This is a genomic window from Bacillus sp. 22-7 (assembly GCF_010628845.1).
Lineage (GTDB): Bacteria > Bacillota > Bacilli > Bacillales > Cytobacillaceae > Cytobacillus > Cytobacillus firmus_B.
On the sequence record NZ_NJQY01000004.1, the window covers coordinates 224,590 to 249,650 of the forward strand.

Sequence of the window (25,061 nt, forward strand, 5' to 3'; positions counted from 1 at the left end):
TTGGAGTGATGAAGGATCATGAAATCAGAACAAACAGCTAAATTAAAACTAAAGCAGACGTTCCCGCTGACAATTAAAAGGCTTGGCATCAATGGTGAAGGTGTCGGATATTTTAAAAGGCAGGTTGTATTTGTCCCTGGGGCACTGCCTGGCGAGGAAATTGTAGCAGAAGCCACAAAGGTAAATCCAAAGTTTTCTGAGGCCAAAATCAAGAAAATCCGCAAAAAATCGGAGTTTCGCGTCCAGCCTCCATGTCCGGTCTATCATGAGTGCGGCGGCTGCCAGCTGCAGCATCTCCGCTATGATCAGCAGCTGAAAGAAAAGCGGGATATCATTATTCAAGCTTTAGAACGGCATACAAAGCTTAATCCTGAAAAGCTGGACATAAAAGAAACCATTGGAATGGAAGATCCATGGAGCTACAGAAATAAAAGCCAGTTCCAGGTCGGCCAAAAAGACGGGAAGGTGCTGGCCGGTTTATATGGCATGAATTCGCACCGCCTGATTAATATTGAGCACTGTGCGGTCCAGCATCCGCAGACAACAAAGGCAACAGAAGCAGTGAAGCGGATTCTTCAGGACCTGCGAATCCCCATTTATAATGAGAGAAACCGCAAAGGCATCGTGAGAACCATCGTTGCCAGGGTGGGGATACAGACAGGCGAGCTTCAAATAGTATTAATTACAGCTCAAAAAGAGCTTCCTAAAAAAGAGATTATTATCGAAAAAATAAAAAGTGAGCTGCCTGAAGTAAAGTCCATCATCCAAAACGTGAACGGTGAAAAAACCTCCATTATTTTTGGACAGGAAACCACGAATCTGGATGGAAGCGACTTTATCCAGGAAACACTTGGAGACCTTCAATTTGAACTATCGGCCCGGACTTTCTTCCAGCTGAACCCTGAACAGACTGTAAAACTTTATAATGAAGTCAAGAGAGCAGCGGCTTTAACCGGCAAAGAAAAAGTAGCTGACGCATACTGCGGCGTCGGAACGATCGGACTATGGGTAGCCGATCAGGCAGCGGAAATCCGCGGCATGGATATCATCAGGGAATCCATTGAAGACGCCAAGAAAAATGCTGCCCGCCATGGAATCAAGCATGCCCAATACGTGGTCGGCAAAGCAGAAGAATGGCTTCCGAAATGGACAAAAGAAGGCTGGAAGCCGGACGTCATCATCGTCGATCCGCCAAGAACAGGACTGGACCAGCAGCTGTTAAAGACTATTTTGAAAGTCCAGCCGAAGAAAGTGGTTTATGTTTCGTGTAATCCATCCACATTGGCGAAGGATATTTCAGTCCTAAGTTCCAAATATAAAGTAAATGGCATTCAGCCTGTGGATATGTTTCCGCAGACAGCGCATGTTGAAGTGGTCGCGCAAATAATATTAAAAGAAGGCAACTGACCCATTCGGGAGTTGTCTTTTTGTTTGTTGAACGGACTCCTGCTAAGGAATATCCTTTTTTAGATATTAGCTTTGAAAGCTGGAAAAAACTCGGCCCTTTTTTAAGAGCCGAGTTACCAAGAAAATTACAATATTGATTCAAACTGTTTGGAGTAGAGGTTTGAATATGCTCCATGCTTTTCAAGCAGCACATCATGTGTTCCTTCTTCGACAATACCCTCCTCAGTCAAAACGATAATCCGCTGTGCGTTCCGAACTGTTGAAAGGCGGTGGGCAATAACGAGGGTTGTTCGCCCTTTTGCGAGCAATTCCAGTGAGTCCTTAATGATGCTTTCGCTTTCGTTATCTAGTGCACTCGTTGCTTCATCCAAGATAAGGATTGGGGGATTCTTAAGGAACACGCGGGCAATGCTAAGCCGCTGCTTTTGTCCGCCCGAAAGCCTGACCCCCCGCTGACCAATTTCAGATTGGTAACCGTTCGGCAGCTTCATGATAAAGTCATGTGCATTAGCGGACTGGGCCGCAAAGATAATTTCCTCATCACTTGCATTGGGATTCCCGTAACGGATATTTTCCATTACCGTTCCTGCAAACAGGTACACATCCTGTTGAACGATACCGATGTTTTTTCTTAATGAATAAAGATCGATTTCACGGATATCAATTCCGTCCAGCATTACCTTGCCGTCAGTTACATCATAAAAGCGGGGGATAAGAGAGCAGAAAGTCGTTTTGCCTGCACCCGAAGGGCCGACCAAGGCAACGTATTCTCCCGGATTTATTTTAACCGACATATTTTCCAAAACATGATCCAAATGGTCTTCATAGCGGAATTGAACATGCCTGAATTCAATTTCACCAAGGACTTTCTGGAGGCTCACGGCATTCGGTTTGCTTTCGATTGCGGGCTTTAGATTCATAATTTCCAGAAAGCGCTGAAAGCCGGTGATGCCTTCCTGGAGTTGTGTGCTCATATGAACCATTTTTTGAATCGGTTCAAGCATAAAATTTATATACAACAAAAAAGTAAGTAAATCTGCTAAATCAAGTGTGTTTTTTACAATACTGGCACTGCCGAAAATAATAACTGCAATCGTAATCAGCTGGATAAACGTTTGTACCCCATTGTAAAAAATCGCTTCTGCTTTATAGAAGGCTATCCTGCTTTCAAGGAAGAGGTTATTTTCACGAGTAAATTTCTTAATTTCCACCTTTTCATTGGTGAACGATTTTACAACGCGGATGCCAGCCAGACTATCCTCCACCTGAGCGTTTACGTCGGCAATCCTTTCTTTGTTTCTTCTTAATATCCTGTTTTCAATCTTGTTGAGCTGAAAAATAAAAAAACCCAAGAACGGCAAAAAGCAAAATACAATAATCGTCAAGGGGGCATTAATGAAGAACAAGATGACAAACGCCCCGACTAAACGAACCAGGTATTTTAGATAATCTTCAGGTGCATGATGGTATAGCTCTGAAAGCATCAACAGGTCGTTCGTAATCCTCGACATGAGCTTGCCGATTTTTTCTTTATCGTAAAAACTGAAAGAGAGTTTTTGCATGTGCTCAAACAGTTCGCTGCGCAGGTGGCTTTCCATGCGAGCACCTAATTCATGTCCTTTAAAGTCAACAAAGTAATTCGCAAGATTTTGGATTGCGGTTAGAACAAGCATCAGCCCGCCAATCCAAAACACTTTATTTAATGCGATTGATAGGTTCCCTTCAAGGACGTCCTTTGTAATATACCTTACGAGAAGTGGAAACAACAAAGACAAGGCGGAGACGATAAAGGCACATGCCAATACGGATAAAAACAATTTTTGATAAGGCTTATAATAAGAGAAAAATTTTTTGACTGAAGAATCCATGAGTTACCCCTTTATGTGTTATTTAAATAAACACATATAAGGGAGTACACCGTTACAATTAAAGAAGTGTTTCCCCCTTATATGTTTGTACGGTTTTGTTCATGATGTTTCTCATTGAAATTCCTCCTTAATCATTGATAAGAAAATTATAATCTAATTGCAATAAATATGTACAGAATATTCGTAAAACTAATGCGCCTAAAACATGAGTGGAAGATAGACCGCAATATTCCCGCTACCTGAGACCTGAAACACTGTTTGGCTCAAAATTTGAAGCGTATTTAAATCATAAGCCGCAAGCGAAACAGCTGCGGGAGGAAGATTTTAACCTTGACTGACTAAATGGACTTGCTAAAGAGCCGCTGATTAAAAACTAAGGAAAAAATATCTAATGTGAAACCTCTTCAGGCAGTTTGATAAAAAGTGACCAACCATGGTATAAGTGTATAAGTAGCTGAAATAGGCTGCTTTTTAATTTTGGGATATGGGTTAGTATGATATCCCTTAATGAGAGGATTGGAATGTAAAGATGAAAGAAAATTTCTGGCGTGAGTTACCGCGGCCATTTTTTATACTGGCACCCATGGAAGAGGTGACAGATGTTGTTTTCCGCCATGTGGTGAGTGAAGCAGCAAGACCTGATGTGTTTTTTACTGAGTTTACAAACTCAGATAGTTATTGTCACCCTGAGGGGGTCAATAGTGTGCGCGGGCGTTTGACTTTTACTGAGGATGAACAGCCAATTGTAGCACATATCTGGGGAGATAAGCCTGAATACTTCCGTCAAATGAGTATTGGGATGGCGGAAATGGGTTTTAAGGGATTGGATATCAATATGGGCTGTCCGGTCCCCAATGTGACCCAGAATGGGAAGGGAAGCGGGCTGATCCGCCGTCCCGAACTGGCAGCAGAACTAATTCAGGCAGCCAAAGCAGGAGGTTTGCCGGTAAGTGTAAAGACACGGCTTGGCTTCACGGAGGTAGACGAATGGAAGGACTGGCTGAAGCATATTTTGGTGCAGGACATTGCTAACCTTTCCATCCATCTGCGTACACGGGACGAAATGAGCAAAGTGCCGGCGCATTGGGAGCTGATTCCGGAGATTAAGGAACTTCGTGACCAGGTGGCACCGGATACACTTTTGACCATCAATGGAGATATTCCTGATCGTCAAAAGGGCTTGGAGCTTGCCGAGAAATACGGGATTGATGGAGTCATGATTGGACGCGGCATATTCCATAATCCTTTTGCCTTTGAAAAGGAGAAGAAAGATCATACTAGTGAGGAATTGCTGGACCTCTTAAGATTGCATATGGATCTCCATGATCAATATTCACATTTAGAGCTGCGGCCGTTCACGGCTCTTCACCGCTTCTTCAAGATCTATGTCAAAGGATTTCCAGGGGCAAGTGCACTGAGAAATCATTTGATGAACACAAGGTCAACAAATGAAGTGCGTGAATTGCTAGATGCCTTTGCGTCACAGAACCTTGAAAACAATAATTGAATTCTTAAGGAGGATGGGCTAGCGGTCCATCCTCCTTTTTTAAAAATAAATTTTGGCTTTCTTCACATGGTTTGTTGCTTTTTATATTATATTTACTGAGTTGATTGGAGAGAGAAGGTGCGAGATCCTCGAAAATGCATTCGCATTTTCTTCGTGCGGTGTTTACTCAAGAGAGCTTATTCAATGTCCTGCGGGAGTAGCGGGACAGGTGAGACCCCGCAGACGTGCAGCGCCGAGGAGGCTCACCGCCCGCCCCGCGGTTCGCTGAGCAGCCTGGAGCGGAAATCAACGGACAGTATTGCTAAGTGAAAACACCAATATATAGGAAAAGAATCAAAATATTAAACTTGAGGTATGAGGATGAAAGCTTTTTTATTATGCAAATTCATGGTACTTTCTTTTGCAATCATAACAGCCTGTCAATCAGCTGAAACAATGGTTCTGCTTGATGAAGAAATCAGTGAAATTAAAGTTTCAAAATCAGAGGGTTTAGGCGGAATAAACGAAGAAAGTATTATCTCTTTCAAGGATAGAAAATCGATCGCTGTATTTGAAAAAGCAATAACAACGGCTGTAAAACAGTCAGGGAAGACAGATATCAGGAAACCTGAGTATGATATAGCAGTTGAATACAAAGGAGATCCTCCTTCTCACGGCATTCATTTATGGCTCGGCGAGAATAATGAAAAGAGCGCCTTCATGTATATTACCAACGAAGATATTTACCAGACTTCACCCGAAATGACAAAGAAACTAAGAAGCCTAATCCTCTCAGACTAACTCACTCCATGGCCATTCCGCCTCCATTTGGAACATTATCCCATATGGTTAACTATCCGAAAAAGGGGTATATAATCACTAAACCAAAAGGAGGTGGCCAAAAATGGAAGTAGAAGTTTTGTGTAACGTGGAAAACTGTAAGTACTGGGCTGAAGGTGATAAATGTGTAGCTGACTCTATTTATGTGATTGGCCAGAATGGCCGGGAAGCGGATGAAATAGAGGAAACAGCCTGTAAAACGTTTGAGCAAGATGCATAAGCATGAGAAAGCCTGACCGCCGGAGGATTAGAATAATTCCAGCGGTCAGGTTTTTTTACATACAAAAAGATGCCCGCTATGTTTTAGAAGAAAGGGTATAATAAAGGAAAATGACTATAAAACCATGAAGGCAAGGAAGGAGTTATGATGACAATTAGCAATGAAATAGGATGGAATTTTGATAATAGCTATGCGCGGCTCCCGCAGACATTCTTTTCAAAAATGAAGCCCAACCCTGTACAATCCCCTGAGCTGGTGATCCTTAACGGGGAACTGGCGAAATCTCTGGGATTAAATATGGATGCATTGACAAATGAAACAGGCATTGAGATACTTTCAGGCTCTCAAGTTCCAGAAGAAGCTGAACCTCTCGCTCAAGCTTATGCAGGACATCAGTTTGGACATTTTAATATGCTTGGGGATGGCCGGGCTATGCTGATTGGCGAGCAGAGAACACCAGAGGATAAAAGGGTCGACATTCAGCTGAAGGGCTCCGGCAGAACGACATTTTCGCGCGGCGGAGATGGGAGGGCTGCTCTGGGCCCTATGCTCCGGGAGTACATTATCAGTGAAGTCATGCATGCCCTTGGAATTCCCACTACCCGCAGTCTTGCGGTTGTAACAACAGGGGAAGCCATTATCCGGGAAACCATGCTTCCGGGTGCGATCCTGACAAGAGTGGCGGATAGCCATATACGGGTGGGGACTTTTCAATATGCGGCGAATTGGCGGCCTGTTGGGGAGCTTAGAACCCTGGCAGATTACACGATTGAGCGTCATTATCCTGAAATCAAAGAAGAGGACAATCCTTACCTGGCTCTCCTAAAGAAAGTGATCCAGCGTCAGGCTGCGCTCATTGCGAAATGGCAGCATATAGGCTTCATCCATGGAGTCATGAATACCGACAACATGGCAATCAGCGGAGAAACGATTGATTATGGTCCGTGCGCCTTTATGGATAAGTATGATCTGGCAACTGTCTTCAGTTCCATTGACAGGGAAGGCCGTTATGCTTATGGAAATCAGCCGTATATTGGCGGCTGGAATCTGGCGAGATTTGCGGAAACCCTCTTGCCTCTGCTGCATGAAGAGGAAGAGGAAGCTGTTAAAATAGCTCAGGGCGCCATTTCAGAATACAATAAAATGTATCAGGACTATTGGCTTGCCGGCATGAGGGCAAAACTTGGGATCTTTAATGAAGAAGCAGAAGATGAAGCCCTTTTTACCGGACTTCTAAAGATTATGCAAAAGTCTGAAGCTGATTATACGAACACATTCCGTGCCTTAACACTGGGCGACCTTGAGAACACTGTGTTAGGTAATGATCAGGAATTTGACGGCTGGCATGGTCAATGGCAGGAAAGGCTGACCAGGCAGAAGGAAACGAAAGAAGAAGTAAATCAGTTAATGAGGGCCAGCAACCCGGCCATCATCCCGCGAAACCACCGGGTGGAAGAAGCTCTGGAAGCAGCGGTTAACAATGGAGATTACAGCGTGATGAAAAAGCTTCTTGCAGTGCTGGAGAATCCTTATGCATATAGGGAAGATCAGGAAGAATACTGCAAACTTCCAGAGCCAGCCGGCGCACCATATCGAACATTTTGCGGAACTTAATAACAATAAATAGTCAAAGCCTGACCCCATTATCGGGTCAGGCATTTTTTATTATGCAGGAATTTTCATTTTAGAAAAGAATACTATCTATGATTAAAAAAAAGGAGGAAATTTCCATGTTAAATCAATTATGTGTTATTACGATCAAAGTAACGGATTTGAAAAGTGCTGTGAATTTTTATACTGAGGTTTTAGACTTCAAAGTATCGAAACATTATGGAGATAAAATTGTCAGTCTTGTACATAATGATGTGCCGGTTGTTCTGGAAGAAAGCGCAGATGAAAAAACGGGATCAAACGTATTGCCTGGAATCCTCTCAAAGAATATCGAAAGTGATTTTAGCAAAATGAGAGAAGCTGGTGTGAAAATGCTTTTTGAAAATCCTCAGCCATGTCCTCCTGGCCGTTACTTCATTATTGAGGATCCTTCAGGAAATCAAATTGAAATAGTTGAGTTCTCTAATTGATGGAAGAGTTCTAATGGCAGGAGAAGCTGGTGCTTATTGTTGACATCATGAGCTCGCAGTGTTACTTTCAATATAGAACATACATTCGGTTTGGTGATTGACTTGAACATACAGCTTAAAGAAATCATATCAAAAAGTATCTTAACACCTGCCAAAGGTGCTATAGACAATTTTACCCATTCATTGAACCCCTATGCAGGCTGTGCTTTTGGCTGTAAATATTGCTACGTAAGGGAGCTCCCTGTTTCCATTTTCCGTGAAGAGGAATGGGGTGTGTGGATTGATATAAAATCAAATGCGGCCGAGCTATTGGAGAAAGAATTGGCTAAAGCCAAAAAAAGGGGAAAAGTTGCTTTATTTATGTCCTCTTCCACAGATCCTTACCAGCCGATTGAATATACCTCAAAACTGACCAGAAGTTTATTAGAAGTTATGCTTGAAAATCAGCCTGACTTTTTACATGTACAAACCCGTTCACCATTGGTAAAGCGGGATATCGATTTATTCCAGCAATTCAGAGAAAGAATCAGAATTTCCATGACAATCGAGACAGACAAAGAAGAAGTCAGAAAAGCATTTGCACCAGCGGCACCTCCCATCCCGGCAAGAATGGCTGCACTAAAAGACATAAAAGATGCAGGAATTATAACTCAGGCAACACTGGCCCCGTTACTTCCATGCTCGAGGGAATTTCCTGCAAAACTTAAATCTATTGCAAACCGTGTTACGATTGACGATTTTTGGATGGGGGATGGAAGCGGAGGAAGAAGGACCGAAAGACTGGGAATCCGAAAGATTTTTGATGAGCTTGGTCTGGAGAAATGGTATAATCCGTCTGCATATAAAGTGGTTCTTAAAATGCTGGAGCAGGAATTTCAAGATGCACCCATTCAATTAGGTGTATCCAAAACGGGGTTCAGCCCTGATGGCAAATAGCTGACTAAAGTAAATATGAGGTATTATTATGGATCTATTAAGTTCGCAGTACGTAAGAGGCATTAGGCTTAAAAGAGAAGATATACCATCCTTCCATCAGTATCCCTTCAGCCTTCCGAGCTTGAAAACGCTGGATGAGTTGGCGTTTCACCCGAAAGTCACCTTTCTGATCGGCGAGAATGGGATGGGTAAGTCGACCCTGCTTGAGGCAGTAGCGGTTGCATTGGGATTCAATGCGGAAGGCGGATCATTCAATTTTAATTTTTCTACCTTTGATTCACATTCCATACTGGGCGAATATTTAAAGGTAATAAAAGGCGTAGATAGACCATCTGATGGTTTTTTCTTAAGAGCAGAGAGCTTCTATAATGTAGCTTCCAATATTGAGGAAATGGACAGGGAAGGCTGCGCACCAAAAGTAATTGACTCCTTTGGCGGCCGTTCTTTACATGAGCAGTCGCATGGGGAAGCATTTTTCTCCACATTTCTTCATCGCTTTCGGGGCAGCGGAATCTACATACTGGATGAGCCGGAAGCGGCACTTTCACCATTGAGGCAGATGTCCATGCTGACAAGGATTCATGACTTGGTCAGCGAACATTCACAATTTATAATCGCTACCCATTCTCCGATCATTATGGCCTATCCTGATGCTGCCATATATGAATTCACTGATGACGGCATCTCGGAAAAGAAGCTGGAAGAAACGAATCATTACCGTATTATGAAGCAATTTTTCGATGACAAGAATCGAATGCTCCATCATTTGCTGAATGAATAAAAAAATGGAGGCTGCATGCCTCCATTATTAGCTATGTATGTTATTCGCTTTCGTGGCTGAACATCCAGTTAACCCCGAATTTATCTGTTAACTGGCCAAAGCTCTTGCTCCAGAATGTTTCCTGTAGCTCCATGGTTACATTACCGCCATCTGCCAGATTGTTAAAATACTTTCTCAGGTTATCCACATCATTAATGACAACGGCGAGATTAATGTTATTTCCTACTGTAAACGGCATACCTGGAAACGTATCTGAAAACATGACAGTACTGCCGCAAATAGTAAGGCTTGAATGCATAACCAGATTTTTGGCTTCCTCCGGCAGAGGATATTCAGGATTTTGCGGAGTTTCACCAAAAGTTGTAATCTCCGGCATTTCCAGTTCAAAAGCCTTTACATAAAATTCAATTGCTTCGCGTGTATTTCCATCAAAATTTAAATAGGCATTAACAGCCAACCCGTCCACTCCTTCCTTTAAATACAATTCCATTATAGACAAAATATTCTAATATTAATATAGTTCAAAAGTCAAAATCACAACAATCTTTATATTTCCTGAAGTGCTTGTTCTATACTGGTAAATCCGCTTCTATCAGCACCATCGGGTTCATCTGATTCAATGGTCCACTCATTTCTTTCAGGTGATAATCCTCCATTCCCATCTTTAAGGAATGGGCTATGCACATGGTACGTTTTCCCTGCTTTTTTCACCGTGTATCCCATATAGCAATGCTGGTCCTGGCCTTCTTCCTCGAAAATGCCAATATCATCGATTCCATATTTGTCTATATAGGACTGAAATGGCTCCTGCAGTGAATTTAAAACTTGCTCTCTTGGTAAAAACTCCATTATGCTTGCTCCCTTCCATATTAGCTATCCTTAATATGGCTATTTTTGGAGAGATTAAACACGGAACTGTGAAAAGAGTACCCCGCGTCAGCGAGGTACTCTGCTTCTTAGCTTTATTCTCAGGTTTCCGAGAAGCTTCATAAGTTCTTCATATTCTTCGAGTTCAATGCTGCAAGTCTGAATGGCCTCTCCGACACTTTTGGTGATATCCTGTTTTTCATTGTGTGCTTTTTCTTCAAGGAAAATATACACCTTGCGTTCATCCGCTTTGGAGCGTTCTTTTCGAAGCCATCCGTTAGAAATCATCCTCGAAATCATCGGGGTGAGTGTCCCGGTGCCAAGATTCAGTCTTTCTCCAAGCTCTTTGGCTGTCATGCCATCCTTTTCCCAAAGTGCCAGAAGAACCAGATACTGCGGGTAGGTTAAGCCGAATGGCTGAAGGGCACTTGTATACAGTTTGGTAAATTCGCCTGCTGTTTCATAAACAGCAAAACATAGCTGTTTATCCAGTGTAAAAAAATCCTTCACAACATCACCTGATTCCGGCATTACAATAACTTCGTCAAATCATCCTCAATTTTTCCCGGCTCTGTTGTTGGCGCATAGCGTTCTACCACCTGGCCGCCCTGGTCCACGAGGAATTTGGTAAAGTTCCACTTAATGTTTTTGGACAGAATGCCCTTTTTCTGTTCTTTCAAGTAAGCAAACAATGGATCCGCATTGTCGCCATTTACATCAATTTTTGCGAAAATCGGGAAAGACACACCATAATTGAGCTGACAAAACTCAGTGGTTTCCTCAATATTATCGAACTCCTGGTTATTGAACTGATCACAAGGGAATCCAAGAATTTCAAGGCCCTTGTCTTTATACTTTTCATAGAGCTCCTGCAGGCCTTTAAATTGGGGCGTCAACCCGCATTTGCTTGCTGTGTTTACGATAATTAGAGGCTTTCCTTCGTATTCTTTCAGAGATTTCAATTCACCATTCGTTTTCTTGACTTCAAAATCATAAATCGTTGTCATTGGGATACCTCCTATTTTTAATCGTGTACGATTTAATCTTAAGCGATTTAAATTCCTTTTGCAATAAATCAGCTTTTTATGAAACTAGCATTAAGGTTCATTCGTAGGAAAGATAGATTTCCAATTCATTTACAAAGGGTGATCATGTTGTTGGACGAATTGCGGGAAGCAATTGAGAAACTCCCGGAGCATGGGGCGAAGAGCTATTTATTCCACATATTGCTTCGGGTTCACTTATTAAAAAACAGCGCTGATTCTCAGGAAGAGGTCATGGAACTGCTCAATGATATTCAAAAAAAGATAATTCTTTATTCCCAAGAGAGGAAATTGGAGAGGGAATATGAAACATACCACATTGTGTGCGGAGAATCACCGGCAGGCGCTTTAAAGGTTGGGCTCAGTAAAGAAAATAAAGTCATTGGCTTTCCTGACTTCTTCAGCAATGGACCTCTCTGGAGGCTGCATGAAGAGGAGGGGAGAAAACATCGATTAGATTGGCTGAAGGATCATATTAATATACCTGAAGATTATCTGGAAAAGGAATATGAAAGAAAAATAGCCTCAGCTCTTGAGGAGATTGGCTCCATTCCTGCGGGAAAACCGATCGTGATCTGGACCGCTGACAACGCCGATGAACAAACCGGTTTGCGGTTTTTCCTGCACTTATTAAGAGACAAAGATAATAATGTGCATGTTATTAATACTGCTCAGTCATATAAGGAGCTTTTTCCTGCGAAAAAGAATCAAGTCCTTTTAAGGCACTCAGGTGAAGCAGCTCCGGAAAAACTGAAGATCATATTAGATAAAAACATGGGAGGCCTATTAGCTGCAGAAGAAAGAACCAGGTTTGTATCGGATTGGCAGGCACTCTCCATGACAAAGGAAGTACTGCGCATATGGAAAGAGAATGAAATACATAGTGTGCCAGAGAGTTATTTTGATGACTATATCATCGAGTCAGCCAAAAAGCTTCATAAAAGCAACAAGGGTTTTATAAAATCAGCCAGATTAATCGGGGAAGTGATAGGGCATCTGGATGAGCCAATTGGTGATGGCTTTGCTGAGTATAGAGTAAGATCCCTGATTTATAACGGAATATTTGCGATAAAAGGGATTCCGAAAAGTATGAGGTTTTATAGCATTAAATTGAAAGAGATTTAGAATTTCATAAATCCCTCGGCTGGAATTTCATGCAGCCTTCCTTTATTCTAAATAGAAGAAACGAATAGAAGAGGGATCAACTTTGAAAAAGATTTACAGTGATATTATTCAATTCCGCGGCACACACTTTGATTTTGGCTTTATGCAGGGAGAGCGAATAAAGGATTCTCTTTCTGTTAAAAATCGGGAGGATCAGTGGAAGGTACGGAAGCCGCGTTTTTCAATAAATGAAGCAGAAGTGAAAAAAGCGATTACGAGATTTGCGCCCGGAATCTGGGATGAGCTGCTAGGGATACAGGAAGCGTTGCAATGGCCGATGAAGCGGGTGTTACAGGAATTTGGCGGATATCGACTTGATTATGTACGTTCAGGCTGTTCCATCCTGACAGGGGCTGATTACCTGGTCCGCAATTATGATTACCATCCGAAAACCTATGAGGGGCGCTATACCTTTTATCAGCCAACAGATCAGGGCTATGCGATTATGGGTCCCAGCCAGAGGGTGACTGGCCGGATGGATGGCATGAATGAAAAAGGGCTTGTCATCGGCTATAATTTCATGAACCGTAAAAAGCCTGCTGATGGCTTTATCTGCTGCATGATCGGCCGCCTGATTTTAGAGGCGTGTGCAAATGTCAAAGAAGCGGTTGAGATGCTGAAGGAAATACCACACCGCCATTCCTTTACATATGTGGTGTATGACACAAGCGGAGAGACATATGCAGTGGAAACATCTCCGAGAGGTGTAGAGGTCCGCCAGACAACTGCCTGTACAAACCATTTTGAAATCATGAAGGATGAAAACCGCAACCATCTGGCTGACAGCATGCGGCGGCTGGATGTCATGAAGAGCCGTCAGGATGGTCGCCTGGATGCATATGATGCATTCCGCCTTCTGAATGATAGCGATAAAGGTGTCTTTTCAGATCTTTATGGAAGCTGGGCAGGGACCATTCATACATCAGCCTATCTTGCGGGGGAGTTGAAAGCCTGGTTTGCGCTTGGCGGCGACAGAGAGCCTGTTGTTTTTGACTTCAGAAGATGGCTTGAAGGCGAGGATATTAACATGAATAGAATCACTGGTGAAGTGGATACGGACATTCCTTTTTTGCATATGGATGAGCATGCGAACTGGTTCAGGAAATGATCAATCTATTTGAAAGAATAGATTCATCATTTGGACAAACCCTCACATTCTTTCATAGCTTTAGGTTGTGGTACACTTTAAATATGAATTGGATGTAAACTGAGGTGCATACGAGTGAAAACAGTATTAGTCATAGGCGGCGGTGTAACAGGATTGTCCGCCATGTATGAGCTGAATAAGTGGAAAAAAGAAAATAATCAGGATATACGGCTTGTGCTGGCAGAATCAGCAGAACAGCTTGGCGGAAAAATCCGCACAGTAAGGGAAGGCGGATTTACAATCGAGGCGGGAGCTGATTCGATTGTTGCCCGCAAAGCAAATGTGATGAATTTTATCCAGGAGCTCGGTTTGGAAGAAGCGGTTGTGTACAATGCGGCAGGACGGTCGTATATTTACACTGACGGCGAGCTGAAGCTGATACCGGCAGATTCTGTATTTGGAATCCCGGCCAGTGTTGAATCTCTTGCCAAATCCACGCTTGTTTCAGCGGAAGGAAAAGTGGAAGCCCTGAAGGATTTTTATACGAAAAATGACCGCTTTACAAAGAATGATTCCATCGGCGATTTCCTGGAGCACTTCTTTGGAAAAGAACTGGTGGAAAAACAAATTGCGCCTGTTCTTTCAGGAGTATATTCCGGAAATCTCAGTGACTTAACGATTGCTTCGACTCTTCCGCAGGTGTTTGATTATAAAGAAAAATACGGCAGCATCATTAGAGGGTTCGAGGAAAATAAAAAGGTGTTCCAGAGCGGCGGGGGAAAGAAGTTCCTTTCCTTTAATAAGGGCCTGGATACATTAATTGATGCTTATGAGGAAAGATTGGACGGAACAGAAATATTAAAAAGCACACAGGCTGTTAAAATAGAAAAAACGGATCGAGGATATAAGGTTGATTTCTCAAATGGCGAAACCCTGGAGGCGGATCATATAGTGCTCGGCATTCCGCATAATGCCGCTGCAGTCTTGTTCGCTGATGAGGAGCTGAAAGCGGAGTTCAAACCTTTGAAGAACAGTTCCCTAATTTCTATTTATCTTGCTTATGATATTCCAGACAGCGAACTGCCTGAAGACGGGACAGGCTTCATCACGGCCCATACGGATGAATTAACCTGCAATGCCTGTACATGGACAAGCCGCAAGTGGAAGCATACATCAGAAAGCGGTAATTTGCTTGTAAGATTATTTTATAAAAGCAGCCATCCGGCCTTTGCCTCTCTAAAGGAAATGAATGAAGATGAGCTGCTGCAGACGGCTCTGGCTGATATTGAAAAAAGCCTCGGCATAACGGCTGAGCCTTTGGCAAGTGATGTGACAAATTGGACTGAAAAAATGCCAAACTATCTGATTTCCCATCCTGAGACAGTAGCAGCACTTGAAAACAGGCTGGGCCGGGAATACCCTGGAATATGGCTTGCAGGCTGCTCTTATTACGGTGTCGGCATCCCTGACTGCATCAAAAATGGGGCAGAAACGGCCGGAAAAATCATTGAGAATATGTAAAACAAAAATCCCCTTCTGTGTAAGATGGGGATTTTTTGTTTATATGATTTTGGTAAGATCCTTAGGACTTTCAAGCTTCATTTGCTCCAGTTCGAGCTTCATTTTTTCGGTTTCAAGCAAAAAGTTTTCCTGCTTCAGCTTTTCCAGAGTGATTTCATCTTTTATCATATTATGTTTGATCTTTGCGAGTTTTTGAGTATGAACAGTCAGGATGGCAATGATGGGAATAGAGAAAGTCATCACAACGGCAATAATACCTGTCAAATTCCTTGCACCTCACATTTAATTGAATTAGAAAGTTTTGTATAATTGGTATTTGTATAAATTATAGCAAATGACAAGAGAGATAGAAACGCGAAAATAATCTGGTGGTGAAGAAATGGCTGAAATTACTATAAAAAGAGTATACGATCCGTATGAAGAGGCTGATGGATACCGAGTATTAGTGGATCGGCTGTGGCCGAGGGGAATTAGAAAAGAAGATGCACATTTATCAGCCTGGGAGAAAGAAGTTGCACCAAGCAGCGGACTTAGAAAATCTTTTAATCATAAACCTGAACTTTTCGGTATGTTCCGGGAAAAGTATCTCATTGAGCTGCGCACACAGACAGACAAGATTCGCAAGATGGAAGAACTGTACGAGATATCGAAGAAGCAAAAACTTACGTTACTATATGCTGCAAAAGATACAGTAAATAACCATGCGATTGTATTATTGGAAGAATTATTAAGCAGGGAGAAATAGAAGCTTAATGTTATAGGCAGGAAAAAATTAAAAAATAGGTAGAAATACTTTAAATTTAAGTAATGATTCTGAAAGTTTAGTGTTTTCTTTTTTCCTATACTTAAAGTTAAAAGAAGTGAGGGAGAAGGAAATGATCGATTTACTCCTGATTCATGGAACAGTTATTACTATGGATCAAAACAGGCGAATCATCACTGATGGAGCTGTGGCCATAAAAGGAAGCAGGATCCTTGATGTGGGTATGAGTGAAAAACTATTGGAAAAATATGAAGCGAAAGAAGTAATAGATTGCAGCCATCATTGTATCCTGCCGGGATTAATAGATGTACATGGACATGGCGGACATTCAATGTTTAAGACAATTGCAATGGAAAGCCTGGATGATTGGATGCCCATCATGACGAATACGTATAAGCATTTTGTAACAGATGAATTCTGGTATTTTGAAGGAAAGCTTTCAGCACTTGAACGTCTGAAGGCGGGCATAACAACAGGTGTATCTGTTCTTGGCTCAATGCCAAGGTCGGATGATCCGGTTTTTGCCATCAATCATGCAAAAGCATATGCAGAGACTGGTGTCAGGGAGGTTGTTTGCACCGGTCCCTGCAATCCGCCATGGCCTCATTCATTCAGCAGGTGGATAGACGGTCAAAGAATTACCAAAGAAGTCACCTACCAGGAAGTGTTAAATGGTGCAGAAGCAGTGATTGAAGCTTTAAACCATGCCAATCAAGACCGGACAAGAGCCTTTATTACCCCTTTCGTAATTGTTACATCAGTTGAACCATCTGGCCCAACTTCACCTGCGAAACTTCATCATTTAACAGAGCATGATTTATACCAAGCAAAGAAAGTCAGAGAAATTGCCAGAAAATATAATACAAGAATCCACTCTGATGCTTTTGGTGGCATGATTCACTTAGCAGTAAAGGATTGGGAGAATGCTCTTTTAGGTCCAGATGTTCATCTTCAGCATTGTCGGGGGATATCCTTTGATGAAGCGAAAATATTAGCTGAAACCGGAACAAATGTCAGTGCCTCTCCTGGATTCTCCCAAATTCATGCCCGCACACCAATGATAGAATTGATCGAGCTGGGAACAACAGTTGCCATATCAACAGATGGCACTTCACCGTCCACTGGCTTCGACATGTTTCAAGCCATGAGAAAAACACAATTTATACATCAGGCCGCTCATAGAGATGAATATTGCTTACCTCCTGGTAAACTTCTGGAAATGGTTACGATTGATGCAGCAAAATGTATTGGATGGGATGATGAATTGGGTTCTCTGGAAGCGGGGAAAAAGGCAGATGTTATAACTGTCAACATGCATCAGCCGCACTTAACACCTGAATTTATGCATATTCATCGGCTTGTCCATCAAGCTTATGCAGCTGATGTGGGGCATGTTATCGTAGATGGCAGGGTTCTTATGAAAGACAGAAAAGTCTGTTCCGTTGATGAAAGGTCTGTTTTGGCAGAAGCAAATGAAGAAGCTGACGCAACAATTAAGCGTGCTGGTCTTGAAAGATACATGAAGCAAACGAAATATTTTTGGGGGCACACACGAACCTATGGGGATGGAATGGATCATGATAAAGAATCTGCTATTGGGGAGAAAGGGGATCATCAATGAAGACCAGGCTAAAGGGGAAATATGTAATTGGATATGATGGAAAAGATCATGTCCTGATAGAAAATGCTGAAGTTGTTTTTGAAAATGATACCATCATTTATGTTGGAAAAAGTTATTCGGGCCAAGCTGATAAAGTTATAGATGCCGGCTGCGCTTTAATAAGTCCGGGATTCATTGATTTGAATGCTTTAGGCGATATTGATCATGATATCCTGCACTTGGAGGCCAGTTCAGCAAGACAGAAAAATCTGCTTTGGTCAGAGAGGTATGTGAAGCAAGGACACCATGAAATTATGTCGGCTGAAGAAGAGGCCTTTAAATCATTATATGCCTATTCACAGCTGATCCTTCATGGAATTACAACTGCTATGCCAATCACTTCTGTGCATTATAAAAAATGGGCGGAAACATATGAGGAGCTTGCTGCAGCAGCGAGGCATGCTGCTGACCTGGGACTGCGTATATATCTGGGGCCAAGCTATCAATCGGGGATAAGAGTCGTTCAGACTGATGGCAATATAAAGATTTATTGGGATGAAAAAGCTGGAAGGCAAGGATTAGAAAGAGCTGTGCGTTTTTTGGAGGAGTTTGATGGTTCATTTAATGGTCTGGTCAGGGGAATGCTTGCACCTGAGCGGATTGAAAGTCAAACGGAAGAAAGCCTTCTCCTGACAAAGCAATATAGTGAACATTATAAAGTTCCGATAAAATTGCATGCAGCCCAAGGTGATTTTGAATATCATACTATGGTTGAGAAATATGGCGTAACGCCAATTAGGCACTTGTATAATCTTGGATTTTTAGGATCCAGAACGGCTATTCCTCATGCCCATTTTATTGCAGGATACAGTGAGGCAAAAACAGGTGGCGGGGATGATTTGTCTCTTCTGAGGGAAACGGGGACAACTGTTATTCATTGCCCATTGATAATTGGAAGGCATGGGCAGGCAATGGAATCCTTTGCAAAATATAAGCAGTCAGGAATTAATTTAGCGTTGGGAACAGACACCTTTCCTCCCGATATGTTCCAGAATATCAGGACAGGAAGCATGCTTTCCCGGATCGTAAATAAAGAAGTTAAAGACTCATCATACTCAGATCTTTACCGTGCTGCTACATTAGGGGCTGCAAAGTTTCTGGGAAGAGAAGATTTGGGCCGTCTTTGCGCTGGTGCAAAAGCAGATATTATTGCAATTGATTTAGACGGATTCCATATGGGAGTTTTAGATGATCCCCTAAGGACAGTGATGGTAAGCGGAACTGGAAGAGATGTCAAGTTATCCATCATTAATGGAAAAGTAGTCATGAAAGACCGAAAATTACCCAACCTTGATTTAGAGGCATTAAAAGGAAAAGCACAAGAATATTTTATGAAAATGAGAAAAGGTTATTTGAAAAGAGATTATCAAGAGCTTCCGGAGAATGAATTGCTGCCGCCTTCTTTCAGATTTGTCGATTCTATTGATCAGCAATGACGTTTAATATTTTGAATAAGTAGTAGAAAAAGTTTAAAAACATGTAAAGAAAGTAGAAAAAGATTAATCAGAATATTTTATATAATTAGATAAAGGCTTAAGGGCTTAAAAAAGGGGGATTGAATTTGAAAGTGAAAAAAAGAATGGGGTTAGTCATTTTAGCTTTGCTGATCGCAATCCTTATTTCAGGCTGTTCCACCAAGAAGCAAGTGAACAGCAGTCAGGACACCAAGGGAGTAGCATCCGAAAACGGAGGAACTTTAGTTATTGCCCGTTTATCCGACGCAGAAAATTTAGATCATCATTTTATGTCGACAATCAATGCCGCCAGTGTTACGCATAATAAAATTTATGAGGGGCTTGTTGGCCGGGATAAAAATGCCGAAATCAAACCACTGCTGGCTGAGAAGTGGGAACAGTTAGATGAAACAACTTGGGAGTTCAAGCTTAGAGAGGATGTAACATTCCATGACGGGACAGCATTTAATGCCGATGCAGTGAAAGCAACATTTGACCGGTTATTAGATCCGGATGTTGCCTCTCCAAGAGCTGTTGTATTCAAAATGGTAGAAGAAGTAAAGGCAGTCGATGAATTTACTGTCCAATTTAAGTTATCTGAACCGTTTTCACCCCTGTTATCTATATTGGCCAATCATGAAGGCGGCATTATCTCACCAAAAACTATCGAGAAATATGGAAAAAAAGTGATTCAAGAACCTGTTGGGACAGGTCCATTTGTATTTGAGTCCTGGACACCAGGCAAAGAAATTGTTTTTAACAAAAATGAAACGTATTGGGGGACTCAATCTAAGCTGGATAAAGTAATATTTAAGATCGTCCCTGAAGAAACAACAAGGATATCCATGCTTGAAACAGGCGAAGCCCATATTGCCGAACCGCTCTCGGTCACAATGATGGAAACGGTGGAAAACTCCAAAAATGCAGAAATTTACCGCAGTGAAGGATTTGGCACAGAATATATTGGGTTCAACGTAGAAAAGGAGCCATTTGATGATGCACGAGTCCGCAAAGCGGTTGGACATGCTGTTGAAATGGATTCAATTCTGGAAGGGGTTTTTGAGAATGTTGGGAAAAAGGCCAATTCACTGCTGGGGCCAAAGGTATTTGGATATCATGAAAGCCTAGAAGCATACGAATACAATCTCAATGAGGCAAAAAGGCTTCTCACAGAAGCAGGCTACCCAAATGGCTTTGAAACAACGCTGAAAACAATGGATAAGAAAGAATGGATTAATATGGCGGAGGTTCTTCAATCTCAGCTGAAAGGAATAGGAATCAAACTGGACATTCAGGTATATGAATATGGGACATTTGTCGAACAAGTAAACCGCGGTGATTCCGAGATGTTTATTTTAAGCTGGAGAAATGCTACGGGAGATGCTGATTATAATCAATATAACCTTTTCCATAGCAGTTCACACGGCGCTGCCGGTAATACCTTCTTTTACAGCAATAAAGAAGTGGACAGCTTAATAGAAGCTGCACGCGCTGAAAAAGATTCGGATAAGCGGATGGAGCTCTATGCAAAAGCTCAGGAAATCGAAATGGAAGAATCCGTATATATTCCGGTTCGTGTAATTGAGAATATGGCGGCTATTTCAAAAGATGTAAAAGGCTTCTCTATAAGTCCATCTGGATACTTGGAGATCAATGACATTTCAATTAAATAAGCTCTAAGATAAGAGGGATATCCATTCTGGGTACCCTTTTATCTTGTCCGGGGCCGGAAAGGTGAATGAAAATGAATAATAGCTATTGGCTGAAGAATGTGCGATTAGAATGCGGATACAAAAACGAGAATAATAGAGTGTCAGGTACGATAACAGATCAATTTCATTTATTAATAGAGGACGGCTGCATTGCTAAGATTACGAAGGAATTAGAGGCTTCCTCTGATAATCTGGCAATAGAAGATGCAAAGGGACTGCTGTTATTGCCATCCTTTGTTGAAAAGCATGTCCATCTTGATAAAACGTATATGGGGGATAAGTGGAGAGCCTGCATCCCTGCATCGGGTGTCATAGATCGATGTGAAATTGAAAAGAATGCATTGTTATCTATGTCTTCAAGTACCTATCAGCGGTCAAAAGCTTTGCTTAAGCAGCTAATATCCTATGGGTCAACTCACATTAGAACCCATGTGGATATATACCCTGAAGTCCATTTACGGAATTTAGCTGAAGTTCAGCAGACATTGGAGGAATTTTCAAGCTATGCCAGCTCCGAGATTGTGGCCTTTGCCCAGCATGGTTTGCTGCGCTCAGGGACACCTCAGCTTATTAGAGAAGCTATTAGAAACGGTGCTGGAATTGTAGGTGCGGTCGACCCCGCTACTGTTGACAACAATATTGAAGCCTCGCTTGTTCAATTGATGGATTTAGCTGTAGAAGGCGATGCAGATATTGACTTGCATTTACATGATCCTGGTCACCTTGGGACTTTTACAATGAAAAGACTGGCCTTTCTGACTAAGGAAGCTGGCTGGGAAGGAAGGGTTGCAATTAGCCATGCATTTGGCCTGGGTGATGTTTCAAGGGAAGAAGCCTCCGAGATGGCAGAGATTTTAAAAGACGCTCGTATTTCGATCGTTACTAGCCTTCCGTCTGGACGTGCGATCCCGCCTGTTGATCTGTTAAGTGATTGGGGAGTAGAGGTTGCTGTCGGAAACGATAATATTTTTGATTCATGGTGGCCAACAGGAAATGGAGATATCCTGGAAAGAGCAGGCCGTTTAATTGAACGGTATAGATGGACGGATGAAAAGTCTCTTTCACAGGCATTTAGATATATTACAGGGGGCAGAACGCCGCTTGATCAGAAGGGAAACCGGATCTGGCCAGCACCTGGTGATGAAGCCAGCATGGTCCTTGTCGATGCAAGCTGTTCAGCAGAAGCTATGGCGAGAAGGGCGGAACGCCATGCAGTGTTCTATAAGGGAACTTTAGTTTGCGATAATAAAGGCATAAATCCAGAGTGATCTGATCATTCTCTGGTAATTGTCCTCTTAATATATTTCTAAAAAAATGAAGAAGTAAAGAAAACTAAAAAATTGGTAAAGGAATCCGAAAAAAATAGTTAGATTTTTTTATACAATTTAATAAAGCAGTATGAGGTTCCGCAAAATACAGGATATGTATTAAAAGCAGAGGGAGAAGTGCGATGATATATGATTTGATTATAAAAGGCGGCAATGTGGTTCTTAAAGACGAGGTAATAAAGAATGATATCGCCATTATAAATGGAAAAATTGCAGCGATTGCGGAAACAATTGATCATGAAGCTGAACAGATTATCGATGCATCTGATCAATATGTCATGCCTGGAATGATCGATACTCATGTGCATATTTGTGAGCCTGGCCGAACAGAGTGGGAAGGGTTTATAACTGGAACTCAAGCGCTGGCAGCAGGAGGAACTACATGCTATGCGGATATGCCCTTGAATGCCCTTCCGGCTACGATAGACAAGCACACACTGCAGTTAAAGACAGAAGCAGCCAAGGGGAAAAATCATATTGATTATGCATTTTATGGCGGACTTGTTCCAGGCAATCTTGAAAGGCTTGAAGAGCTTTCAGATGAAGGAGTTATCGCATATAAATGCTTTATGTCCACTTGTGGAACGGATAATCCCGATGATTTTTCCAATGTGGATGATTATACCCTTTTTGCGGGGATGAAAAAGATTGCTGAACTGGGCCGAATGTTATCCATTCATGCGGAAAATGCCCAAATTACCGATCGGTTAGGCGAAGAGTTAACGGCACAGGGCAGGACAGCAGCCGCAGATTATGTTTTTTCACGGCCGGTTTTAACAGAGGTTGAAGCAGTGAAACGCGCTCTTTATTTTGGAAAAGAAACGAAATGCCCTATTCATTTTGTGCACATTAGCACCGCAGAAGCAGTAGAAGAAATTATGAAGGCCCGAAACGCGGGTCAGGATGTCTCTCTTGAATCGTGTCCCCATTATTTTACGATATCATCTGAACAGCTCGAAAAAATTGGCCCGGCTGCCAAATGCTCTCCTCCGCTGCGAAGTAAAGAGGATCAGGAAAAGCTATGGAAAAAGTTAATAGAAGGCAAGATTGATATGTTAACATCTGATCATTCACCATGTCCGCCTGAAATGAAGTATAGTTCTTCAAATAATTTTTTCGAAGTGTGGGGAGGAATCACAGGCTGTCAAAACAGCGTTGATTTAATGTTTGATGAAGCGGTTTTGAAAAGAAAACTGCCAATCACTCATTTTTCAAGGATGATTTCTTCTAATCCTGCTGAACGTTTTAACATTCCCAATAAAGGAGAAATAGCAGTATCAATGGATGCAGATATCATCTTCATTGATGCTAATCGTTCCTATGTTGTTGAGGAGGAAGGCCTGTATTATCGGCATAAGCATAGCCCATACATTGGGAGGATGATTAATTGCCGGATAACTAAAACCCTTGTCCGCGGCAGGATTGTATATGATTTGGATCAGGGGATTGTTGGAAAACCTCTCGGAAAAGCCCTTAAGTTAAAAAACGGCAGGTCAACTTTGAATATGATCTGAAATCAAATAGTCCGCAGAAAGATTATAGATAGGGGAATTTGGGATGACAGACTTAATCAATTTGCAGGGAAAACTTGAATATGAAAATTTAGCAGAACATATTGTGAACAGGCTTGAATGGCTGGGTTCATTTGCAAAGGACCCGGAAGGAGGAATTACCCGGCTTTTATACTCCCAGCAATGGACGGATACTCAGCAAGCTTTGAAAAGATGGATGGAAGCCGAGGGTTTGGAAGTAAAGTTTGATGAAGTGGGAAATCTGAGTGGGATATTAAAGGGAGTAAATCAGACAGAGACCGTTCTAACTGGATCCCATATAGATACCGTGAAAAATGGCGGGCTGTTTGACGGGCAATTTGGCATTGCAGCTGGAATACTGGCCTTAATTTATTTAAAAGATCATTATGGGACTCCAGAACGCAATCTCGAGGTTGTTTCACTGGCAGAAGAAGAAGGAAGCAGATTTCCTTATTGCTTTTGGGGTTCAAAGAATATGGCAGGATGCGCATATAAAAAGGATGTTGAAAATCTTGCAGATTCAAATGGAGTAATTTTTTCTGACGCCATAAATGAGGCAGGGTTCAGATTTAGGGCTGAAACCCAATCTCCGCGGCAGGATCTGAAAGTATTCGTAGAGATCCACGTCGAACAGGGAAATGTTCTTGAAACTGAGAAAAAATCTGTTGGTATTGTGAAATGCATCGTTGGGCAAAGGCGTTTTACAATTGAAGTAAAAGGTCAAGCCAATCATGCTGGAACAACACCCATGGCATATCGCAAAGATGCTGTGTATGCTGCCAGCCAAATGATATATGAAACACTTAATATGGCAGAGCAATATGGTGACCCGCTGGTAGCAACTGTCGGGAGGGTTGATATTTCACCCAACATTGCAAATGTGGTGCCGGGAAAAGCTGCGTTTACTTTAGATCTGCGCCATATTGATAAAAATACGATATCCCATTTTACTGAAAGATTTATAGAAAAAATAAATGATATATCACGAGAGCATGGGGTTGAAACGGTCATTGAAAAATGGCTTGATACCGATCCGGTCCCAATGGATCCTGAAATTACGGAATTAATTGAGAAGAAGTGCAAGGAAAAAAACTTGAGCTATAAAGTAATGCATAGTGGTGCAGGGCATGATGCACAAATTTTTGCAGCCTCCATTCCGGCGGCCATGCTATTTGTGCCGAGTGAAAAGGGCATTAGCCATAACCCTGGTGAATATACTGCGCCAGCTGATTTAGCTGAAGGAGTTAAAGCACTGATCAGCACTTTATATGAACTGGCTTATAAATAATATCAATGATAGGGGAGTTATGT

General features: G+C 42.1%; 25 protein-coding genes. 19 read left to right on the forward strand and 6 right to left on the reverse strand.

The window, feature by feature from the left end; all coding sequences use genetic code 11:
• Positions 1-18: 18 nt before the first annotated feature.
• Positions 19-1,407 carry a 23S rRNA (uracil(1939)-C(5))-methyltransferase RlmD gene (gene rlmD / locus CE058_RS03015; RefSeq protein WP_163140209.1) on the forward strand — a complete coding sequence of 463 codons (1,389 nt, stop codon included), beginning with the start codon at positions 19-21 and terminating at the stop codon, positions 1,405-1,407.
• Between the two features lie 125 nt (positions 1,408-1,532).
• Here the strand turns inward: rlmD and CE058_RS03020 are convergent, their stop codons facing one another.
• The gene (locus CE058_RS03020; protein WP_163140211.1) at positions 1,533-3,275 is read right to left on the reverse strand and encodes an ABC transporter ATP-binding protein; all 1,743 of its coding nucleotides are present in this window, start codon (positions 3,273-3,275) and stop codon (positions 1,533-1,535) included.
• 209 nt (positions 3,276-3,484) lie between these two features.
• On the opposite strand from CE058_RS03020, the gene CE058_RS03025 reads away from it, so the two are divergent.
• The 8 genes from CE058_RS03025 (at position 3,485) to CE058_RS03060 (ending at position 9,619) form a co-directional block, all read left to right on the forward strand.
• Complete coding sequence (locus CE058_RS03025; protein ID WP_163140213.1) at positions 3,485-3,613, forward strand: conserved phage C-terminal domain-containing protein; 129 nt, start codon at positions 3,485-3,487, stop codon at positions 3,611-3,613.
• 191 nt (positions 3,614-3,804) lie between these two features.
• Entirely contained in the window at positions 3,805-4,782 is a 978-nt protein-coding gene (locus tag CE058_RS03030; RefSeq protein ID WP_163140215.1) for a tRNA dihydrouridine synthase, read from the forward strand.
• Between the two features lie 360 nt (positions 4,783-5,142).
• Complete coding sequence (locus CE058_RS03035; protein WP_204260501.1) at positions 5,143-5,562, forward strand: YhfM domain-containing protein; 420 nt, start codon at positions 5,143-5,145, stop codon at positions 5,560-5,562.
• Positions 5,563-5,665: 103 nt separating this feature from the next.
• Positions 5,666-5,821 carry a DUF1540 domain-containing protein gene (locus CE058_RS03040; RefSeq protein ID WP_076260238.1) on the forward strand — a complete coding sequence of 52 codons (156 nt, stop codon included), beginning with the start codon at positions 5,666-5,668 and terminating at the stop codon, positions 5,819-5,821.
• 147 nt (positions 5,822-5,968) lie between these two features.
• Positions 5,969-7,435, forward strand: coding sequence for a protein adenylyltransferase SelO (locus CE058_RS03045; RefSeq protein WP_163140291.1), 1,467 nt, complete (start codon positions 5,969-5,971; stop codon positions 7,433-7,435).
• 116 nt (positions 7,436-7,551) lie between these two features.
• Positions 7,552-7,902: a VOC family protein gene (locus CE058_RS03050; RefSeq protein ID WP_053071371.1), complete on the forward strand. Its 351-nt coding sequence runs from the start codon at positions 7,552-7,554 to the stop codon at positions 7,900-7,902.
• Positions 7,903-8,004: 102 nt separating this feature from the next.
• The gene (locus tag CE058_RS03055; protein WP_048010400.1) at positions 8,005-8,838 is read left to right on the forward strand and encodes an SPL family radical SAM protein; all 834 of its coding nucleotides are present in this window, start codon (positions 8,005-8,007) and stop codon (positions 8,836-8,838) included.
• Between the two features lie 28 nt (positions 8,839-8,866).
• Complete coding sequence (locus CE058_RS03060) at positions 8,867-9,619, forward strand: AAA family ATPase (RefSeq protein WP_163140219.1); 753 nt, start codon at positions 8,867-8,869, stop codon at positions 9,617-9,619.
• Positions 9,620-9,659: 40 nt separating this feature from the next.
• Here the strand turns inward: CE058_RS03060 and CE058_RS03065 are convergent, their stop codons facing one another.
• The 4 genes from CE058_RS03065 to CE058_RS03080 all read right to left on the reverse strand — a co-directional run bounded on the left by CE058_RS03065 (position 9,660) and on the right by CE058_RS03080 (position 11,493).
• Positions 9,660-10,076, reverse strand: coding sequence for a VOC family protein (locus CE058_RS03065; protein ID WP_163140221.1), 417 nt, complete (start codon positions 10,074-10,076; stop codon positions 9,660-9,662).
• Positions 10,077-10,165: 89 nt separating this feature from the next.
• Positions 10,166-10,468 carry a DUF5634 family protein gene (locus CE058_RS03070; protein ID WP_163140223.1) on the reverse strand — a complete coding sequence of 101 codons (303 nt, stop codon included), beginning with the start codon at positions 10,466-10,468 and terminating at the stop codon, positions 10,166-10,168.
• Between the two features lie 87 nt (positions 10,469-10,555).
• Positions 10,556-11,017 (reverse strand): MarR family winged helix-turn-helix transcriptional regulator, encoded by a 462-nt coding sequence (locus CE058_RS03075; RefSeq protein WP_286167848.1) that lies wholly within the window; start codon positions 11,015-11,017, stop codon positions 10,556-10,558.
• Complete coding sequence (locus tag CE058_RS03080; protein ID WP_048010396.1) at positions 11,017-11,493, reverse strand: glutathione peroxidase; 477 nt, start codon at positions 11,491-11,493, stop codon at positions 11,017-11,019. Before CE058_RS03080 ends, CE058_RS03075 begins: the two co-directional genes overlap by 1 nt.
• A gap of 144 nt (positions 11,494-11,637) precedes the next feature.
• Between CE058_RS03080 and CE058_RS03085 the strand changes: the two genes are divergently transcribed.
• From CE058_RS03085 to hemG, 3 genes are all read left to right on the forward strand, one after another.
• A complete protein-coding gene (locus tag CE058_RS03085; RefSeq protein WP_286167849.1) occupies positions 11,638-12,654 on the forward strand; it encodes a DUF1835 domain-containing protein in 1,017 nt (338 codons plus the stop codon).
• 82 nt (positions 12,655-12,736) lie between these two features.
• Positions 12,737-13,801: a C45 family autoproteolytic acyltransferase/hydrolase gene (locus tag CE058_RS03090; protein ID WP_048010394.1), complete on the forward strand. Its 1,065-nt coding sequence runs from the start codon at positions 12,737-12,739 to the stop codon at positions 13,799-13,801.
• A gap of 114 nt (positions 13,802-13,915) precedes the next feature.
• Positions 13,916-15,301, forward strand: a complete 1,386-nt coding sequence (gene hemG, locus CE058_RS03095) for a protoporphyrinogen oxidase (RefSeq protein WP_163140227.1) — start codon at positions 13,916-13,918, stop codon at positions 15,299-15,301.
• 39 nt (positions 15,302-15,340) lie between these two features.
• Here hemG and CE058_RS03100 read toward each other — a convergent pair whose 3' ends face one another.
• Positions 15,341-15,565 (reverse strand): hypothetical protein, encoded by a 225-nt coding sequence (locus CE058_RS03100; RefSeq protein WP_048010392.1) that lies wholly within the window; start codon positions 15,563-15,565, stop codon positions 15,341-15,343.
• Between the two features lie 115 nt (positions 15,566-15,680).
• Here CE058_RS03100 and CE058_RS03105 point away from each other — a divergent pair, with 115 nt between their 5' ends.
• From CE058_RS03105 to allC, 7 genes are all read left to right on the forward strand, one after another.
• Positions 15,681-16,046 (forward strand): DUF488 domain-containing protein, encoded by a 366-nt coding sequence (locus CE058_RS03105; protein ID WP_048010391.1) that lies wholly within the window; start codon positions 15,681-15,683, stop codon positions 16,044-16,046.
• Between the two features lie 130 nt (positions 16,047-16,176).
• Positions 16,177-17,685 carry an amidohydrolase family protein gene (locus tag CE058_RS03110; RefSeq protein WP_048010390.1) on the forward strand — a complete coding sequence of 503 codons (1,509 nt, stop codon included), beginning with the start codon at positions 16,177-16,179 and terminating at the stop codon, positions 17,683-17,685.
• Entirely contained in the window at positions 17,682-19,160 is a 1,479-nt protein-coding gene (locus tag CE058_RS03115; RefSeq protein WP_163140229.1) for an amidohydrolase family protein, read from the forward strand. The genes CE058_RS03110 and CE058_RS03115 overlap by 4 nt, the downstream gene beginning before the upstream one ends.
• A gap of 143 nt (positions 19,161-19,303) precedes the next feature.
• Positions 19,304-20,851 (forward strand): glutathione ABC transporter substrate-binding protein, encoded by a 1,548-nt coding sequence (locus CE058_RS03120; protein ID WP_204260507.1) that lies wholly within the window; start codon positions 19,304-19,306, stop codon positions 20,849-20,851.
• 71 nt (positions 20,852-20,922) lie between these two features.
• On the forward strand, positions 20,923-22,158 hold the full coding sequence (locus tag CE058_RS03125; RefSeq protein WP_163140233.1) for an amidohydrolase: 1,236 nt from the start codon (positions 20,923-20,925) through the stop codon (positions 22,156-22,158).
• A gap of 182 nt (positions 22,159-22,340) precedes the next feature.
• Entirely contained in the window at positions 22,341-23,732 is a 1,392-nt protein-coding gene (allB, locus tag CE058_RS03130; protein ID WP_163140235.1) for an allantoinase AllB, read from the forward strand.
• A gap of 43 nt (positions 23,733-23,775) precedes the next feature.
• The gene (gene allC / locus CE058_RS03135; protein ID WP_163140237.1) at positions 23,776-25,038 is read left to right on the forward strand and encodes an allantoate deiminase; all 1,263 of its coding nucleotides are present in this window, start codon (positions 23,776-23,778) and stop codon (positions 25,036-25,038) included.
• Positions 25,039-25,061 lie beyond the last annotated feature (23 nt).

What these genes read in the sequence shown, in the direction of transcription:
- rlmD (WP_163140209.1), top strand. Translation starts at nt 19, where the DNA reads ATGAAATCAGAACAAACAGCTAAATTAAAACTAAAGCAGACGTTCCCG.
- CE058_RS03020 (WP_163140211.1), bottom strand. Translation starts at nt 3,275, where the DNA reads ATGGATTCTTCAGTCAAAAAATTTTTCTCTTATTATAAGCCTTATCAA.
- CE058_RS03030 (WP_163140215.1), top strand. Translation starts at nt 3,805, where the DNA reads ATGAAAGAAAATTTCTGGCGTGAGTTACCGCGGCCATTTTTTATACTG.
- CE058_RS03035 (WP_204260501.1), top strand. Translation starts at nt 5,143, where the DNA reads ATGAAAGCTTTTTTATTATGCAAATTCATGGTACTTTCTTTTGCAATC.
- CE058_RS03040 (WP_076260238.1), top strand. Translation starts at nt 5,666, where the DNA reads ATGGAAGTAGAAGTTTTGTGTAACGTGGAAAACTGTAAGTACTGGGCT.
- CE058_RS03045 (WP_163140291.1), top strand. Translation starts at nt 5,969, where the DNA reads ATGACAATTAGCAATGAAATAGGATGGAATTTTGATAATAGCTATGCG.
- CE058_RS03050 (WP_053071371.1), top strand. Translation starts at nt 7,552, where the DNA reads ATGTTAAATCAATTATGTGTTATTACGATCAAAGTAACGGATTTGAAA.
- CE058_RS03060 (WP_163140219.1), top strand. Translation starts at nt 8,867, where the DNA reads ATGGATCTATTAAGTTCGCAGTACGTAAGAGGCATTAGGCTTAAAAGA.
- CE058_RS03070 (WP_163140223.1), bottom strand. Translation starts at nt 10,468, where the DNA reads ATGGAGTTTTTACCAAGAGAGCAAGTTTTAAATTCACTGCAGGAGCCA.
- CE058_RS03075 (WP_286167848.1), bottom strand. Translation starts at nt 11,017, where the DNA reads ATGCCGGAATCAGGTGATGTTGTGAAGGATTTTTTTACACTGGATAAA.
- CE058_RS03080 (WP_048010396.1), bottom strand. Translation starts at nt 11,493, where the DNA reads ATGACAACGATTTATGATTTTGAAGTCAAGAAAACGAATGGTGAATTG.
- CE058_RS03085 (WP_286167849.1), top strand. Translation starts at nt 11,638, where the DNA reads ATGTTGTTGGACGAATTGCGGGAAGCAATTGAGAAACTCCCGGAGCAT.
- CE058_RS03105 (WP_048010391.1), top strand. Translation starts at nt 15,681, where the DNA reads ATGGCTGAAATTACTATAAAAAGAGTATACGATCCGTATGAAGAGGCT.
- CE058_RS03110 (WP_048010390.1), top strand. Translation starts at nt 16,177, where the DNA reads ATGATCGATTTACTCCTGATTCATGGAACAGTTATTACTATGGATCAA.
- CE058_RS03115 (WP_163140229.1), top strand. Translation starts at nt 17,682, where the DNA reads ATGAAGACCAGGCTAAAGGGGAAATATGTAATTGGATATGATGGAAAA.
- CE058_RS03120 (WP_204260507.1), top strand. Translation starts at nt 19,304, where the DNA reads ATGGGGTTAGTCATTTTAGCTTTGCTGATCGCAATCCTTATTTCAGGC.
- CE058_RS03125 (WP_163140233.1), top strand. Translation starts at nt 20,923, where the DNA reads ATGAATAATAGCTATTGGCTGAAGAATGTGCGATTAGAATGCGGATAC.
- allB (WP_163140235.1), top strand. Translation starts at nt 22,341, where the DNA reads ATGATATATGATTTGATTATAAAAGGCGGCAATGTGGTTCTTAAAGAC.
- allC (WP_163140237.1), top strand. Translation starts at nt 23,776, where the DNA reads ATGACAGACTTAATCAATTTGCAGGGAAAACTTGAATATGAAAATTTA.